The organism is Mesorhizobium muleiense (genome assembly GCF_900099905.1).
Taxonomy (GTDB): Bacteria; Pseudomonadota; Alphaproteobacteria; order Rhizobiales; family Rhizobiaceae; genus Mesorhizobium; species Mesorhizobium muleiense.
Window position 1 is genome coordinate 54,687 of sequence record NZ_FNEE01000011.1, and the last position, 15,034, is coordinate 69,720.

Consider the following 15,034-nt stretch of genomic DNA (forward strand, 5'->3'; position numbering starts at 1 on the left):
GAAAGCTGAGGCTCTGCGACGCGTTGGATGCTATTGCCGATGCCCTGCCAAACGTTGTTCGGATCCCATTGGAAACGAACGCGATCGTTCGGCCGAGCCGTGGCAGCTTAAGGACCGTGCTTCGCCGGTATGTGCCGAAACACACCTGGCGATTGGTCGTCGTCCCTATCAAAGCCCGAAAGCTGTCTGTCTCGACCGTGACGCCGCTTCTTCGAAGGCGCGGCGACATCGCATTAGAAGGCAAGCACGGCCCGCCCCGGAGCCATGCGACATGGGCCTCGCCGCTTAGGGCCGCTCGCGTCCGCCGCCACAGCGCTTCTCCAGACGGCTTATGCTGTCCACCGTCACATGGCGTGCGTTCTCAATCCGAATCACCCCGTCAGCCCGCAATCGCGTCAGTTGGCGGCTCACGGTTTCGTTGGTAATTCCAAGGAAATCAGAGATTTCGGCACGCGTCAGCGGCAGATCGAAGGACGCTGACCTGGAAGCCGCGTCGAGACTGGAATCGATATTCCGGGCCATCATGAGGAGAAAACTCGCCACCTTTTCCGGAGCTGTCTTGCGCCCCAGCGTCACCATCCACTCGCGCGCCTCATCGAGTTCATTCAGCGTCTGTTTGAGCAGGCGATGCTCGAATTCCCGTGACGCCTTCATCATCCGTTCGACGGCCGCTCGCGGAAACGAGCACAGCGTGACTGCTGTTGCCGCTTCCGCATTGATCGAGCTTTCCACCTTGAAAGGACGTCCCAGAAAATTCGGTGCAAACTGGAGACCGACGATCTGCTGGCGCCCATCCGACAGGCTCTTTGATAGCTTTACCACGCCTGAAAGCACGTTCGAGTAGCTGTCGACGTTCTGTGCCTCGCCGGTCAACTCCATTCCTGACTCGATCCGGCGACGCGAGCAAGTCTTGGCGAGCCCAACCAAATTGTCTGGATCGAGCGCACCGCAGACACCGCGACGCCGTGCCTCGCAAGGGAGGCAAAGAACAGGAATGCCGGAAGTATGAATGTCTTGCCGAAAGGTCATGCGTTCGCTTTACCCGATCCTAACTGCCGGCAGGATACCCATCCAGGGTAGAGAAGTCCTGCGGCGGTTTGTCCATGCGCGCGGCTGATCGAGATCAGGGTCTGCTTCAGCGATGCGTGCAGTGTTCGGCGGGCAACACGGTGAACGCGAGATGCAATCGGAAATAGCTGTCAAACTCAGCGAGAACGTCCCACGCTACACAAGCTATCCGACGGCGCCGCATTTCCATTCCGGGGTCGATGCTGCCATTTACCGTGGCTGGTTGGAGGCGCTGGAAAGTGGCGACGAAATCTCGCTGTATTTGCACATTCCTTACTGCGACAAGCTCTGCTGGTTCTGCGCCTGTCACACCAAGCAGACGCACCAATATGAGCCGGTGGCCGCTTATCTGCGCTCGCTGAATGCCGAAATCGTCACGATTGCCGGTCTGGTGAGCGGCAAGGCACATGTCCGTGCAATCCACTTCGGTGGCGGTTCGCCAACGATGCTGAGGCCCGATGACATGGTTGCTCTTGGAGCGGCCTTGCGGGACAGCTTCGACCTTCTCCCGGATGCTACGGTCAGCATCGAAATCGGAACCAACGACATGGACAAGGCGCGCCTTGATGCGCTTGCTCAAATCGGCGTAACGCGGGCGAGCCTCGGCGTGCAGGATTTCGATCCGCAAGTGCAAAAAGCAATTAATCGTGAGCAAAGTTTTTTGCAGACCAAGGCAGTCGTCGACGGGGTTCGTTCGCGGGGCGTTGAATCGGTCAATCTGGACCTGCTCTACGGGCTCCCGAATCAGACACGCGAGACGATCTGTTCCACGGTGGCGCAGGCACTGACCTTGGAACCAGACCGGATGGCTCTGTTCGGCTACGCACATGTGCCCTGGTTCAAGAAGCATCAGACGATGATCGACGAGGCATGGCTGCCGAGTCCCACCGAGCGTTTCGCCCAATCTCAACTCGCGGCGCGGGCAATTGTCGCCAAGGGATATGAGGCAATAGGACTCGATCATTTCGCGAAGCCCGACGATGCGCTGGCCATAGCGGCCCGCGCAGGGGTTTTGCATCGCAATTTTCAGGGCTACACCGAGGATCGCTGCCCGACACTGATCGGACTTGGCCCTTCGTCCATCGGTCGTTTTCGCCAAGGCTACGTGCAGAACATGGCTTCGACTGCCGGGTACGGGCGCATGGTTGCGGATGGCGGGTTGGCTGCCGTCCGGGGCGTTGCCCTTTCCGACGACGATCGCGTCCGTGGCTGGATAATCGAGCGGCTGATGTGTGATTTTGCCTTCTCGGCAGTCGATCTGGTGGAGCGGTTCGGCAAAGCCGGCGAGAAGCTCCTTCATCGCTCGAGGTCCATCGCCCTCCACGATCCTGCCCGAGCGCTTGAATTCGATGGCGACAGTTTCGTCGTACGGGCTGAAAGTCGCCCCTTCGTTCGAACCATCGCGGCCAAGTTCGATACATATTTCAAAGGGGGAACGGCGAGGCACTCGGTGGCGGTCTGAGCAAAGCACAGTGCGCTCGCCGTTTGGTCGATCGCGAACCAGCTGCGTTTCATTTTGACCGCTCATAGGCGACTACCGCATCCAATCGAAAATGCAAACTTAGGCTGTTGCGCGGTATTTCCTTCCACATCCTCTCTTACGCATACCTGCATTCCAAGGTGTTTGATCCTATGCTTCGCGAGGAGCAGGTAGGCCGCGACAGCTAGGCAATGTTCCAGCTGCCTCTAGCGGAGGAGTCACGATTTTTCGGCAAGCTCCGTCGGCAGACCTTCTTTTCGGGCCTTGGCAAAGGCTCGGTCGCCTTCCAGAAACGCCGCCAGCATGAAAGGGATGAGTTCTGCCACGGTTTCAGACTGACGATAGGTCTGACGGTAAAGTGCAGCATACTCCTTGAGTGTTTGGCCCAGCTCCGCGCTGACGGTAATGGTGATCTTCGAAGCTGTTCGGTCTGGAAGCTTTCCAAGTTTCAGGTCAGCCATGGTAACTCCTGCTCAACTCGCGTATGGCCGCAGCACGATGTCCTTGTGCACGATGACGCGCAGTGGCCAACCTGGGCGGACGATGATGGTGGGCTGGATATTGAGGTTTTTTTCGGTGATGCGCTGGCCGGCTCGACTGGCGTTCTGCTGGGCTGATTCCCGGATCGCCTTGACCAGATCGCTCTCGTTTTCGCCGAGGCTGAATTCCGTGCCGACACCGAGCAATGTGGCAAGCGCCACCCCCTTGATCAGCTGCCAGGTGTGGAAATCGACTTTGTCTTCCAGCCCTGCGTAGCCGGCGGTGTCGCTCGCGGGCAGATTGTCGATTTCGACCGACGAGCCGTCGGGCAGCAGAATGCGCTGCCAGACCAGCAGCGCTCGCTTTTGCCCGAACGCGACGACGCTGTCGTAGACGCCGATAAGACGTGAGCCCTGCGGAATCAGCAATATGTTGCCCGTGACCGTGTCGTGCACATTCTCGGTGACTTGCGCGACGACAAGGCCCGGCAAATCGGAATTGATGCCGGTGATCAGGCTGGCGGCAATCACGCTGCCAGCCATCAGTTGATACGGCGAGATCGGCGTCTGCAGCGCATGCGGATTGTAGATCCCGCCAGTGCTCCGCTGGCTGAGGAAATCAAGCTTTCGCTGCTGATTGTTCTGGTCGCCTTCCGCCGGCGCCACCGAGGCTGACGCGCGTGCTGCTTCGGATTGGGGAAGTGCCTCAAATGGATGCTGAGCAGTTTGCACGCTCTCACCGACATCTGTCTGTTGAGCTCGATTTTCGACGCGGAAAAGCACCTGCGATTCACGCGCTTCGATCGCCTGCTGCGCTAGACGCTGCTCCTCGGCCGAGATGTCTTGACCCGGCACGATGCCGAGCTGGCGCTGCCGCTCGAGGATGGGGCGACCGAGGTCGCCCGGCAAAGGTGGCCCAAGGACGGGAGGCTTCGGCTTCATGCCGGAATAGTCATGGGGAAGCGTATCGAGTCCCTCGACGGTTGGTTTGCGCTCAGTGCTGTAGGGATCTTCCGCCTGATCCCTGATGCGAAGGGCCGGCCCCTGGAGCGCCATCATGGCAACGCCGAACACAGCGCCGGATCCGAGCGCTGCGATCGCGATGATCACACCGCGCCTGAACCGCACCACGCGGCGGGGAGAGGCCCGAAGCTGCAGTTCCTCGGGATCCAGTTTCGGCGGGATGCCAGAGCGGGAATTTTCGATCATGAGCCCTCACCTCACCGGCTGGAACGCGAAAAGAGCGAGATCCGCCGTAGCGGTTGCCTGTCGTCAATCCTGCTGATGCGGATCACCTGCTGCTGCTTGGTGCCGAGGCGAAGTTCGGCCGCGGCGAAGAGCCGATCGACGATGTAATAGTTGCCGCGCACGCGATAGTTGACGAGCTCGCTGCTCCCATCTGCGCCGACGATGAAGAGTGGTGGCGCCTCGCCCTGATCTATGCGACGAGGGAACTCAATATAGACCTTGCTGCCGTCGTCGAAGGCTCGCGTCGGTCTCCAGGGCGGTGTGTCGCCACTGATCGAGTAGCGAAAGCGAAGGTTTTCGAGCGCGATATTCGACGCGACCGGTGTAACTGCCTCGGCTTGAGCATTGCGCTGGCGAAGCGCGATGATCTGGTCTTGGCTGTAGGTCCAGGAGATTGCCGCCATTGCTGTCTTCTCGGTGCTTTGAAGCTGCAAATGATAGGTCCGCCGGTCCGTCGTAATGACGACATTGGTGGCAAGACCCGGCGCGAAGGGTTTCACCAGAACATGGGTGCGCTGATTGTCACCGGTGCCGCTTGCGGTATCGCCTATGACCCAGCGCACGGTGTCGCCAGCCGACACGGCGGTTAGTTTCTCGCCCGGCTGCAGAGCGATGTCGGTCACGCGCTCCGGCGCGGCATAGAGCTGATAAAGCGCGCCATCGGTGAAGGGGTAGACTTGCACGGCATTAACATACCCGTACTTGGTGGGTTGCTGGGTCGCGGCTTTGTTGGCATCAGCGACGCGTTCTTCAGGGGGGCGCTTGTCCTCGGCCTTGCCGGACTCGGGCTGCAATTGGCCAGGCAGCGGCAGTGGTTTTGGCACCTCGACAATTCTAATCGGCCTCTCCGGCGCCTTCTCGATCGCGGCCGGTTTGAAGTCAGCAGCGTCATAGGAAATCTCAGGCGGCGGCACCTTCTTCGATGCACAAGCGGAAACGACCGCTGCCGACACCGATAGGATCAGCACGGCACGAATCGGTGACATTTTATCTTTCATTGGTGGACTCCGTCGGAGAAAGGGGGGGGTGGGACGGCGCTGTCGAGCTCGCGTGACCAGTCAATGGCGTTGATGAAGACGCCGAGCGGATTCTTGCGCAGCTGATCCGTATTGCTTGGCGAGCGGATCACGATCGTGAGGATCGCAGTCCAGCGCATCGTGCTGGCAAGGCTTCCGCGCTCAAACACCTGCTCGGTCCATTTGACCTGGAATGAACTTTCGGAGGCCCTGACCACGCTGGTGACCTGTACCGAGACACTGCGCGTTCCGATCTGACCGAAGGGGTCGTTCGCCTTGGCGTATTCGTTGAGGAAGAGCGCTGCGCGATCGCTAGCAAAGTCGTAAGCTGCGAACCAGTTCTGCCGTACCAAAACCGGATCGGTGGAAACGGAACGGACATTCTGGATGAAGCGGCCGAGATGCCAGGCGATCTGAGCATCCGAGGGCTCATAATTCCGGATTGCCGGCGCGACGGCGCGCGTCTCGCCGAAGCCATCGACCTCGACGACGTAAGGCACGACACGGCTTTGCATCGACTGCCATACGAGTCCGCCGGAAAGTCCGGTCGCCAAGGCCAGGCACCCAAGGGCCATGAGCCGCCAGTTCCTGGCCTGCAGTCGAGATGAGCCGATGCGCTCGTCCCACAGCTGGGCGGCTTTTTGATACGGCGTGACCGGTTCGGGTGTTTTGCCGTAACGGTGCACGGGTCGCTTGAAGAGCATCTAGTCATCCTTGTCGTTGAGAGAGGGGTTGGCGCTGCCTCCCGGCCGGTCTCCGTCTCGGACAGCTTGCATGGCAGCGTGGCGATGTGCACGGGCGGTCTGTTCAGAACGTAGGCGCCTTGCCCACGTCGGCGCCGAAACAGTGGCCGAACCGGCAGAGCGCTCGGTCATTGACGCGGTCGGCGTGCCGCCGGTCGCGGTCCACGCGGCATCGCGCCCGGCATCGGCGTTGCGCCCAACACTTGCAGTGGCGGATCGCGCTACGCGTATAGCGGCGCCGCCAGCGGCACTGGTTACACCATGCATTCCAGCAGCCACACCGGAGAGGCCAACGTCGGGCGAGGTTGCGCGCCCGATCTGCCAGGACGTGGAAGCAGCCGATCCCATTGTTGTGCCGGCGCGGATGGCGGCGAGACCGCCGCTGGTTGCCATACGCGCGCCAGAAAATGCCGTGCCTCCAGCAACGAGTGATACACCCGCTGCCGCCGCGGTCGTGCCGAGGGCGGCGCCCGCGCCAAGCTGCGGTGCGCCTGAGACAAGACCCGACGCGATCCCCGGCCCAAAAATGCCAAGGCCAAGCAGTGCCAGTGCGCCCAGTACCTGGGACATGGCAGCGGCCAGATCCGGCTCCTTGCCTTGCAATGCGGAAGCGAACTCCCCGAAGAGCGTGGAGCCGATGCCGACAATGACGGCGAGCACCATCACCTTGATGCCTGACGAGATAACATGGCCGAGCACGCGTTCGGCCAGGAACGCTGAACGGTTCCAAAGTGCGAATGGAACCAAAACAAAACCTGCCAGCGTGGTGAGCTTGAACTCAAGGATGGTGATGAAAAGCTGGATGGAAAGGATGAAGAAGGCGATGATGACCAGGAACCAGGCCATCAGCAGCACGAAGATGGTCAGTGCGTTGCCGAAGATTTCCGGGAAGCCCAGGAGCTGACTGGCTTGGTCAAGCATTGGCCAAGCACCTTCGAAACCGGTCGCGGCAATGCGGCCCGGGCGCAGGAGATTGTCTGCCGACAGATTGCCGGCCGACGCATTAATCCCGAGACCGGCAAAAGAACGATAAATGATATCGGCGAGGTTCTTGAAATTGTTCAGGATGAAGGCGAAGACGCCAACATAGAGCACCTTGCGGACAAGCCGGCCGAGAACGCTGGTCTCCTCGCCGAGCGCCCACGCCAGGCCGGCAAGTGTGATGTCAATGCCGATCAGAATGGTAGTGAGGAAGGCGACGTCGCCCGAGAGCAGACCGAACCCGCTGTCGATGTAGCGGATGAAGGTCTCCATGAAGCGATCGATGACGCCAAGGTCGTTCATGCCGCTGCCTTCCTCGTCGTGATGAACTCGTGATTAATTGCCGGGATAAGCCGAGCCGGTACCCAAGAATCGCTTCGTCATCTCGCGGGCGGCTTCCTCTGACTGGGCCTTGCGGGCGGCATCCTCGGCCTCAGCTCGAAACTGCGTTGCGAGCAGCGTCTGGATCTGCATCTGCTGCTTTGTCGAAAGCGCTATCAGCTGGTTGGTGGCCTGGCTTGCCTGAAGCGCACCGGCCGCCCCTTGGCTGCGGTTGACGAGATCGGCGAGCAGATCGCCGTCGGCGCGGACGTTCTCGACGATTTGCGACTGGACCCCCATGGTCTGGCGGAACGCCTGCATGGCGCTTTGCCAACGCTCGCGCGCAGCACTCGCCACATCGCTGACCTTGATCGTGGCGTCGTAGCTTTCCGGATATTGGCTGCGCCACTGGTCTTGAAGCTTGCCCAGATCAAAGCTGAGGCCACTCGCCTGGTCCATCAAGCCGTCGATGCGATGGAGCGAACCGGTGAGTTGGCCAACGGAAGAGAAATCCAGACGCTGAAGATTGCGCGCCATGTTCTGCAGCATGGTCGCCTGATTCTGCAGCGACTGGATCTGGTTGTTGATCTGCTCCAGGGCGCGCGCGGCCGTCAGCACGTTCTGCGCATAATTGGACGGATCGAACACGATAAGGGCGTAGGCGGGCTGCACATAGTCGGCCATAGGCTTGGCGATCAGGGAAACGGTGATCAGGCCGGAGAGAAGGCGTCGCCGCATCATGCTAATTGCTCCTTGTCTGGTTGAGGGAATTGCTTGAGAAGTTCGCCGGCCCAATCGAGGCCGCGCGCGATCAGGAACTGCGAGGCAAAGCTGCCTTGCCCGTCTTCGGACAGGATCCTGTCGATCAGAGTCTGCGTGGCCGGATCGGAAGCACCGCAAAGCGCAAGAGCGATGGGGCCAAGCCCGAGCTCGAACAGACGGTTGCCGCGGCGCGATTGCAGATAATACTGACGCTTCGGCGTGGCGCGGGCGATCAATTCGATCTGCCGCTCGCTTAAACCGAAGCGTTCGTAGGCTGTGCGCGCCTGGGGTTCCACGGCACGATCATTGGGAAGGAAAATGCGCTGCGGGCAGCTTTCGATGATTGCCGGCGCTATGGCAGAGCCCGCGATATCAGCCAGCGACTGCGTAGCGAAGACAACCGACACGTTCTTCTTTCGCAGCACCTTCAGCCATTCGCGGATGCGGGCGGCGAACAGCGGATTGTCGAGATAGACCCACGCCTCGTCGAGCATGATCAGCGTGGGCCGTCCGTCGAACCGTTCCTCAAGTCGCTGGTACAGATAGGTAAGCACCGGCAGCAAAGCGCCTTGGCTGTGCATCAGCTCCTCGGTCTCGAAACACTGCACATCCGACAAGGCCAGCCCATCATGATCGGCATCGAGCAGGCGGCCGAAGGGACCGTCGAGCGTGTAGGGCATCAATGCGGACTTCAGCGCATTGGATTGAAGCAGGACCGAAAGGCCGGTCAGTGTGCGTTCCTGCGCCGGCGCGGTGGCAAGGCTGGCCAGCGCTGACCAGATAGCCTCCTTCACCTCCGGCGTGACGGTGACGTTCTCGTGGGCAATAAGGCTGGCGATCCATTCGGCCGCCCAGCTTCGGCTAGCCTGGTCGTTGATGCTGCGCAGTGGCTGAAAGGCAAGGGAACCGTCCGCTCCTAGCGCGTGGTGTTCTCCACCCATGGCAAGTGTTGCAGCACGGGCCGAATTGCCTTTGTCGAAGACATAAACCTGGGCGCCGGCATAGCGCCTGAACTGCAGAGCAATCAGAGCAAGCAGAACCGACTTGCCGGCGCCGGTCGGACCAACAGCCAGCATGTGGCCGACATCTTCGACGTGGGTGGAAAGCCGAAACGGTGTCGACCCGCTGGTCTCGGCAACGAGAAGCGGTGGCGCTTCGGTTTGGGTGACTTTCGCGAGATACTCGTTTGTCGCAGGACCGGCCCAAACCGACGACAGCGGCATGAGATGGGCAAGGTTCAAAGTATGAACGAGCGGTTGGCGAACGTTAGCGTAGACATGGCCAGGCAATGAGCCGAGCCAAGCCTCGACCGCATTGACGCCTTCTCGGATCGTGGTGAAACCGATCCCATTGATGATGCGCTCGACCGCGCGAAGCTTCTCTGCAGCGGCTTGGCGATCCTCGCCCCACACCGTCACGGTCGTGGTGAGATAGCCGAAGCTCACATGATCGCCGCCCAATGCCTGAAGGGCTTCGTCGGCATCGAGCGCCTTGTTGTCGGCATCGCTGTCGACAAGCGGGACCGGCTCGTTGGTAATGACCTCGCGTAGGATTGCCACGATCGATTTGCGCTTGGCAAACCACTGCCGGCGCAACCGCGTCAGCGTCTTCGTGGCTTCCGTTTTCTCGAGCGGAATGAAGCGCGTCATCCAGCGATAGGCGAAATCCTGATGATTGAGGGCATCGAGAATCCCGGGCCGGGTGAGGTTCGGAAAGCCGAGGATGGTCAGTGTGCGAAGATGCTGCTCACCCAGCATCGGCTCCAGGCCACCGGCAAGCGGCGCATCGACCAGGATGGCATCCAGATATATCGGCGTTTCCGGGACCATGATAGGATGGCGTCGAGGCGAAATCGTGCCGTGGAGATAGGTCAACGTCTGAGCATCATCGAGGACGCGTACTTCGGGCATGAAGCCCGAGAAGAGATCGAGCACGCGGTTGGTCTCGTCACGGAACCTCGCCAGATCCTGGCGCCAGTCTCTTTCTCCTTGGGAATAATGAGAGTCGACGAGCGCGCTTTCCGCGCGCGCCTGGGCGTCGGGCGGTGGCATAAACACTAAGGTCACATGATAGCGGCTCTCGTAGTGCGCTACCTTCCCCTCGAAAGCAGCGCGGCGTTCTTCGTCGACCAGCCACGACGCGGCGTCAGGAAAATGCGAGTTCGGATAGCCCAGCGCTTCTATGCGCTCGGCCTCAAAGAACAATGCCCAGCCAGAGCCAAGGCGTCTGAGAGCATTGTTCGCCCGGCCGCAAATGCCGACGAGTTCAGCCTCCGTCGCACTTTCGAGATCCGGGCCGCGGAACCGCAACGTCCGCTGAAAGCTGCCGTCCTTGTTGAGCACGATGCCGGGCGCCACCAAGGCAGCCCAGGGTAGATGGTCGGCAAGCCGGTCGGCTTTGCTTCGATATTCCGAAAGGTTCAGCATGCAAGCCACCCCTTCAGACGAAGGTGGCGCACAAGCACGCTGGCGAAGTCCGGATCGCGTCTTGCGGCAAAGACCGCTAACGAGTGGCCCGCGATCCAAAGCACCAGACCAGCAATCCATTGCTGCAAGCCGAAGCCAATGGCCGCGGCCACTGTACCGTTGAGGATCGCCACCGCGCGCGGAGCCCCGCCGAGCAGGATCGGCTCGGTCAGCGCCCGGTGGACCGGTACTGCGAAGCCCTCGATATGCTGCTCCCCGGCGGCCATCAGACGAGCGCCCCACCACCGAAGGAGAAGAAGGAGAGGAAGAAGCTCGATGCCGCGAAGGCGATCGACAGACCGAAGACGATCTGAATCAGGCGCCGAAAACCACCGGCGGTGTCGCCGAAGGCAAGCGTCAGGCCGGTGGTGATAATGATGATCACCGCAACGATCTTGGCGACCGGTCCCTGCACCGACTCCAGGATCTGCTGCAGCGGCTGCTCCCACGGCATGCCGGAGCCGGCCGCATAAACGGGGGCCGTGATAAGAAACGCGAGCGCTGTGGACGAAAGAAAGCGAAGCTTCTTGCGCATGAGGAAGGCCTTTCAAAGCTGCTGGAGTTGCGAAAGCGTGAGCGGGGCAACGGCGTAATCGCCGCTGCCGTCGAGACCGGTGACCTCGGCGATTGCGTCGATGTGGCGCGACGAGCCGCGGCCGGCGATGAAGACGAGCAGGTCGACGGCATCGGCGATGAGGCGGCGGGGAACGGTGACGACTGCTTCCTGTGCGAGCTGCTCGATACGGTAGAGTGCGGAGCGCGCCGAATTGGCGTGAACCGTGGCGATGCCGCCGGGGTGCCCGGTGTTCCATGCCTTCAGCATGTCGAGTGCTTCCGCACCTCTTACTTCGCCGACGATGATGCGGTCGGGCCTGAGCCGCAGCGTTGAGCGCACGAGATCGGCAAGGGTGACCGAGCCCCGCCTCGTTCTCAGGGCAACGCAGTCCCTGGCCGCGCACTGCAGTTCGCGCGTGTCCTCGATGAGGATCACCCGCTCGTCGCATTCTGCGACCTCCGCCAGCAGCGCATTGGCAAGGGTTGTCTTGCCCGAAGACGTGCCGCCGGCGACCAGGATGTTGCGCCGCTCGCGGACTGCCCTCTTGAGCACATCGACCTGCAGCGGCAGCATGATCCGGTCCGCGACATAGTCGGCCAGCGTGTAGAGCTTTGCCGCTGGTTTACGGATGGCAAAGCATGGCGCGAGCACGACCGGCGGCAGCAGACCCTCGAAGCGCTCGCCCGACGGCAGTTCGGCACTGACAATCGGATTGTCCGCGTGCGCCTCGACCCGCACATGGGAGGCGACCAGGCGGATGATGCGTTCCGCCTCGGACGGGTGCAGATGCACGCCCGTATTGACTCGGCCCTCGCCCAGCCGGTCGAGCCGCAGCGCACCGTCGGGATTGACCATCACCTCGATGACGGACGGATCGGCAAGGGCTTCGGTGATTGCCGGACCCAGGGCGGTGCGCAGCATGACACGCCGCCGGTGGTCGGCCTCGGGATGAGAGCTCATCCTTCCCCTCCCCCACCATTGTCTTTGCTAAGCGACCTTTTGCCGGAAGCGATCTGGCGGCCGACCTGCTCAACGAATTTGTCAAAACGCTCCTGGGCAATCGCCTGGGTCGCCCTGTCCGGCACAGGCGTGTGGGCATGAAGCGTGATCGAAAAGCGGATGAAGAGCGCCAGACTCTCCAGGATCACCTCGGCATCGCGCCTGACGTGGGCAAGGTCGCGGGAGAGCCGGTCAAGCCTTACGCCGTAGCGCCGATCGAACTCGTTCTCGCCACGCCGCTCGATGAACGCCTCGACCGCCTTCGCCACGATCGCTGATTTGGTCGTTGACGGATCGCGACTGAGGTTGTCCAGTTTCTCGCTGAGCTCCGGCTCAAGCAGAAACTGATGGCGAATGCGGTGGGGCTTCATGCGGCTCGTTCCGACGGCCCGGCGTTGCGCCGGCGACGGGAGAAGGATCGGCCAGACGCTCAAAATTGCTTATGGCCGTTATCTACGCTGAGATGCGCTCTGCAACTCAGCGGACTTCAGAAGCCGGGAATGACATCCTTGTCGTCGCCCCTGCCCTCGTTGATACCGTAGGCGCGGGCCGCAGTGGAAATCCGATCCATGACACGCTTGTCCGCGAGCGCTTCGCTGTCATCGTCTGCGGGCTTCAACAGATCGGCCTGATCGGGCTCTTGAGAGACAACAACGTCTTCTACGGGCAGGCTTGGATGGCGTTGCTGCTGAACGCCTCCCTCGTCTTCAACTGGCGCGTCGGCGCTTTCGTCGTCCGCAGCAAGTCGGCTATCGACGCTGCACACTTGTCCAGTCCAGCCGTCCGGGCGTGATGCAGGGCAGTCCGCATAGGGACCGTCGCGCAGCACCGGCGCAGGCAGCACCCGGTCTGTGAAATTCTGATCCTGATAATAGCGCAGCTTCTTGGCGCGGATCGGCGGCAACCCAGAAACCAGGACCAATTCGTCTGACGGCGGCAATTGCATCACCTCGCCTGGCGTCAGGAGCGGGCGCGCGGTTTCCTGGCGGCTCACCATGACATGCGAAAGCCAGGGCGCAAGCCGATGGCCCGCATAGTTGCGCATCGACCTAAGTTCGGTTGCGGTGCCGAGGGCATCCGAGATGCGCTTGGCCGTGCGTTCGTCATTGGAGGAAAAGGCAATTCGCACGTGGCAATTGTCGAGAATAGCATTGTTCTCGCCATAGGCCTTTGAAACCTGGTTCAAAGATTGTGCGATCAGATAGGAGCGAATGCCATAACCTGCCATGAAGGCGAGCGCCGTCTCGAAGAAGTCGAGGCGACCGAGCGCCGGAAACTCGTCCAGCATCATGAGCAGTTGATGCTTACGGCTCTTCTTCGGGTCCCCCTCCAGGCGCTCCGTCAACCGCCTGCCGATCTGGTTCAAGATCAGTCGCACCAAAGGCTTGGTGCGCGAGATATCCGAAGGCGGCACGACCAGATAGAGCGACAGCGGTCGCTCTCCATCCACTAGGTCAGCGATGCGCCAGTCGCAGGACGAAGTGGCCGTCGCGACCGTTGGATCACGATAAAGCCCGAGAAAGGACATGGCGGTCGAGAGGACGCCTGAGCGCTCGTTCTCCGACTTGTTCAGGAGTTCGCGAGCCGCCGAGGCCACTACGGGATGGACCTGAGGGTTATGCCCCGTCCCGAGATGGTTTGTCGTCATCATCCGCTGTAGCGTTGCGGCAAACGAGCGTTGCGGGTCCGACAGGAAGGTGGCGACGCGGGCCAGCGTCTTTTCCTCTTCAGCGTAGAGCACGTGCAAAATGGCGCCAACTAGGAGTGAATGGCTGGTCTTCTCCCAGTGGTTCCGTCGCTCCAGCGCGCCCTCGGGATCGACGAGGATGTCGGCGATGTTTTGAACGTCTCGGATCTCATCTGGGCCTTTGCGTACCTCCAGCAGCGGGTTGTAGCGTGCCGATCTCGGGTCGGTCGGATTGAACAGAAGGCAGTACGAGAATTTCGACCGCCAGCCGGAGGTCAACTGCCAATTTTCGCCTTTTATATCATGAATGATGGCAGACCCGGTCCAGGAAAGTAGCGTTGGAACAACCAGCCCCACGCCCTTGCCCGAACGCGTCGGCGCAAATGCCATGACGTGCTCCGGGCCGTCATGGCGCAGATAGCGATCGTTCAGCCTACCGAGGAAAACGCCCGCCGGCCGTAACAACCCTGCCGTCTCGACCTCATGAGTCGTGGCCCACCGTGAAGACCCATAGGTCGTAACCGACCCGCGCTGTCGCGCGCGCAAAAGCGAGCCAGCGATTGCGGCGGCACAGCCCAGGAATCCGCTGGCGCCTGCAAGCGTACCGGCTTTGTCGAAGACCTCCGGCGCATAAGCATCGAAGTGGAACCACCATTCAAACAGCTTCCACGGCTTGTAGATTGGCCAGCCGGCGAAGAGAAACCATGGTGCGCCGAGAGGCGTCTGGTAGGTCAGCATTTGAGCGCACCATTGGGTTGCCGTCCATACGCCGATAATGACAATTGCGCACACAACGGCGATCTGCCCGATCAGTAGCTTCGTAGGTGTCATCGGCTTGGCCCGCTGAACAACGCGACCTAGCATCGCGCGGCGCAGCCGGGACAGGAATGTTCCTCACATACGATTTGGGAGCAATGAACGACTTCCTACGTATCAGGTCGGTCAGCACGCGTGTTGCGCCTTCACGCGACACCATCCGCCACTCCATCCTTTCCATTCACCCTGAGGCCCGGCGCCGCCGACAGTTGCGTGACCGCTCCTCCGCAAAGTTATCTTCTGCGTTCAGGGAGCCACGGCGCCTGGGCTGGCTGATGAACACCGTCCGCTCGCGCATGTGGGGTCGAATTGATTTGTGCCCAAGTGGAGGCAGGCTCGTCTTCCAACAGTTGCCGCAGTTCCCCTGGCTCGAACGCCATCATCGGTGGGGAAGCGGGTTCATCCTCCAACAG

15 protein-coding genes are annotated in these 15,034 nt (G+C 61.1%); 2 read left to right on the plus strand and 13 right to left on the minus strand.

The features are described 5' to 3' along the window. Positions 1-285: 285 nt before the first annotated feature. Positions 286-1,029: a Crp/Fnr family transcriptional regulator gene (locus tag BLT09_RS19455; RefSeq protein WP_091595785.1), complete on the minus strand. Its 744-nt coding sequence runs from the start codon at positions 1,027-1,029 to the stop codon at positions 286-288. Between the two features lie 151 nt (positions 1,030-1,180). Between BLT09_RS19455 and hemN the strand changes: the two genes are divergently transcribed. Beyond that, positions 1,181-2,530 carry an oxygen-independent coproporphyrinogen III oxidase gene (hemN, locus tag BLT09_RS19460; protein WP_091595897.1) on the plus strand — a complete coding sequence of 450 codons (1,350 nt, stop codon included), beginning with the start codon at positions 1,181-1,183 and terminating at the stop codon, positions 2,528-2,530. A 236-nt stretch (positions 2,531-2,766) separates the two neighbouring features. Here hemN and BLT09_RS19465 read toward each other — a convergent pair whose 3' ends face one another. From BLT09_RS19465 to BLT09_RS19520, 12 genes are all read right to left on the minus strand, one after another. Next, positions 2,767-3,009 (minus strand): DUF2274 domain-containing protein, encoded by a 243-nt coding sequence (locus BLT09_RS19465; RefSeq protein ID WP_029354949.1) that lies wholly within the window; start codon positions 3,007-3,009, stop codon positions 2,767-2,769. Between the two features lie 12 nt (positions 3,010-3,021). Beyond that, on the minus strand, positions 3,022-4,236 hold the full coding sequence (locus BLT09_RS19470) for a TraB/TrbI/VirB10 family type IV secretion system protein (RefSeq protein ID WP_091595787.1): 1,215 nt from the start codon (positions 4,234-4,236) through the stop codon (positions 3,022-3,024). A gap of 11 nt (positions 4,237-4,247) precedes the next feature. Continuing rightward, positions 4,248-5,261, minus strand: coding sequence for a P-type conjugative transfer protein TrbG (gene trbG / locus BLT09_RS19475; RefSeq protein ID WP_164746653.1), 1,014 nt, complete (start codon positions 5,259-5,261; stop codon positions 4,248-4,250). Positions 5,262-5,269: 8 nt separating this feature from the next. Next, on the minus strand, positions 5,270-5,995 hold the full coding sequence (trbF, locus tag BLT09_RS19480) for a conjugal transfer protein TrbF (RefSeq protein ID WP_091595789.1): 726 nt from the start codon (positions 5,993-5,995) through the stop codon (positions 5,270-5,272). Continuing rightward, on the minus strand, positions 5,996-7,318 hold the full coding sequence (gene trbL / locus BLT09_RS19485; RefSeq protein WP_091595791.1) for a P-type conjugative transfer protein TrbL: 1,323 nt from the start codon (positions 7,316-7,318) through the stop codon (positions 5,996-5,998). 33 nt (positions 7,319-7,351) lie between these two features. Continuing rightward, positions 7,352-8,077, minus strand: a complete 726-nt coding sequence (gene trbJ, locus BLT09_RS19490) for a P-type conjugative transfer protein TrbJ (protein WP_091595793.1) — start codon at positions 8,075-8,077, stop codon at positions 7,352-7,354. Then, complete coding sequence (gene trbE, locus BLT09_RS19495) at positions 8,074-10,524, minus strand: conjugal transfer protein TrbE (RefSeq protein WP_091595795.1); 2,451 nt, start codon at positions 10,522-10,524, stop codon at positions 8,074-8,076. Before trbE ends, trbJ begins: the two co-directional genes overlap by 4 nt. Beyond that, the gene (locus BLT09_RS19500; RefSeq protein WP_024502852.1) at positions 10,518-10,790 is read right to left on the minus strand and encodes a VirB3 family type IV secretion system protein; all 273 of its coding nucleotides are present in this window, start codon (positions 10,788-10,790) and stop codon (positions 10,518-10,520) included. The genes trbE and BLT09_RS19500 overlap by 7 nt, the downstream gene beginning before the upstream one ends. Then, a complete protein-coding gene (locus tag BLT09_RS19505) occupies positions 10,790-11,098 on the minus strand; it encodes a TrbC/VirB2 family type IV secretion system protein (RefSeq protein ID WP_024502851.1) in 309 nt (102 codons plus the stop codon). Before BLT09_RS19505 ends, BLT09_RS19500 begins: the two co-directional genes overlap by 1 nt. Before the next feature lie 12 nt (positions 11,099-11,110). Then, a complete protein-coding gene (gene trbB, locus BLT09_RS19510) occupies positions 11,111-12,079 on the minus strand; it encodes a P-type conjugative transfer ATPase TrbB (protein ID WP_091595797.1) in 969 nt (322 codons plus the stop codon). Further along, positions 12,076-12,489 carry a CopG family transcriptional regulator gene (locus BLT09_RS19515; RefSeq protein WP_029354930.1) on the minus strand — a complete coding sequence of 138 codons (414 nt, stop codon included), beginning with the start codon at positions 12,487-12,489 and terminating at the stop codon, positions 12,076-12,078. Before BLT09_RS19515 ends, trbB begins: the two co-directional genes overlap by 4 nt. A gap of 116 nt (positions 12,490-12,605) precedes the next feature. Next, entirely contained in the window at positions 12,606-14,636 is a 2,031-nt protein-coding gene (locus BLT09_RS19520) for a conjugal transfer protein TraG (RefSeq protein ID WP_091595898.1), read from the minus strand. An 83-nt stretch (positions 14,637-14,719) separates the two neighbouring features. Between BLT09_RS19520 and BLT09_RS34625 the strand changes: the two genes are divergently transcribed. Beyond that, a partial coding sequence (locus BLT09_RS34625; RefSeq protein ID WP_208602518.1) for a hypothetical protein occupies positions 14,720-15,034 on the plus strand: 315 nt, incomplete at its 3' end.

Coding starts and splice junctions, on each gene's coding strand:
- trbL (WP_091595791.1), bottom strand. CDS start 7,318: ATGAACGACCTTGGCGTCATCGATCGCTTCATGGAGACCTTCATCCGC.
- trbF (WP_091595789.1), bottom strand. CDS start 5,995: ATGCTCTTCAAGCGACCCGTGCACCGTTACGGCAAAACACCCGAACCG.
- BLT09_RS19465 (WP_029354949.1), bottom strand. CDS start 3,009: ATGGCTGACCTGAAACTTGGAAAGCTTCCAGACCGAACAGCTTCGAAG.
- trbB (WP_091595797.1), bottom strand. CDS start 12,079: ATGAGCTCTCATCCCGAGGCCGACCACCGGCGGCGTGTCATGCTGCGC.
- BLT09_RS19470 (WP_091595787.1), bottom strand. CDS start 4,236: ATGATCGAAAATTCCCGCTCTGGCATCCCGCCGAAACTGGATCCCGAG.
- trbJ (WP_091595793.1), bottom strand. CDS start 8,077: ATGATGCGGCGACGCCTTCTCTCCGGCCTGATCACCGTTTCCCTGATC.
- BLT09_RS19505 (WP_024502851.1), bottom strand. CDS start 11,098: ATGCGCAAGAAGCTTCGCTTTCTTTCGTCCACAGCGCTCGCGTTTCTT.
- BLT09_RS19515 (WP_029354930.1), bottom strand. CDS start 12,489: ATGAAGCCCCACCGCATTCGCCATCAGTTTCTGCTTGAGCCGGAGCTC.
- trbG (WP_164746653.1), bottom strand. CDS start 5,261: ATGTCACCGATTCGTGCCGTGCTGATCCTATCGGTGTCGGCAGCGGTC.
- trbE (WP_091595795.1), bottom strand. CDS start 10,524: ATGCTGAACCTTTCGGAATATCGAAGCAAAGCCGACCGGCTTGCCGAC.
- BLT09_RS19455 (WP_091595785.1), bottom strand. CDS start 1,029: ATGACCTTTCGGCAAGACATTCATACTTCCGGCATTCCTGTTCTTTGC.
- BLT09_RS19500 (WP_024502852.1), bottom strand. CDS start 10,790: ATGGCCGCCGGGGAGCAGCATATCGAGGGCTTCGCAGTACCGGTCCAC.
- BLT09_RS19520 (WP_091595898.1), bottom strand. CDS start 14,636: ATGACACCTACGAAGCTACTGATCGGGCAGATCGCCGTTGTGTGCGCA.
- hemN (WP_091595897.1), top strand. CDS start 1,181: ATGCAATCGGAAATAGCTGTCAAACTCAGCGAGAACGTCCCACGCTAC.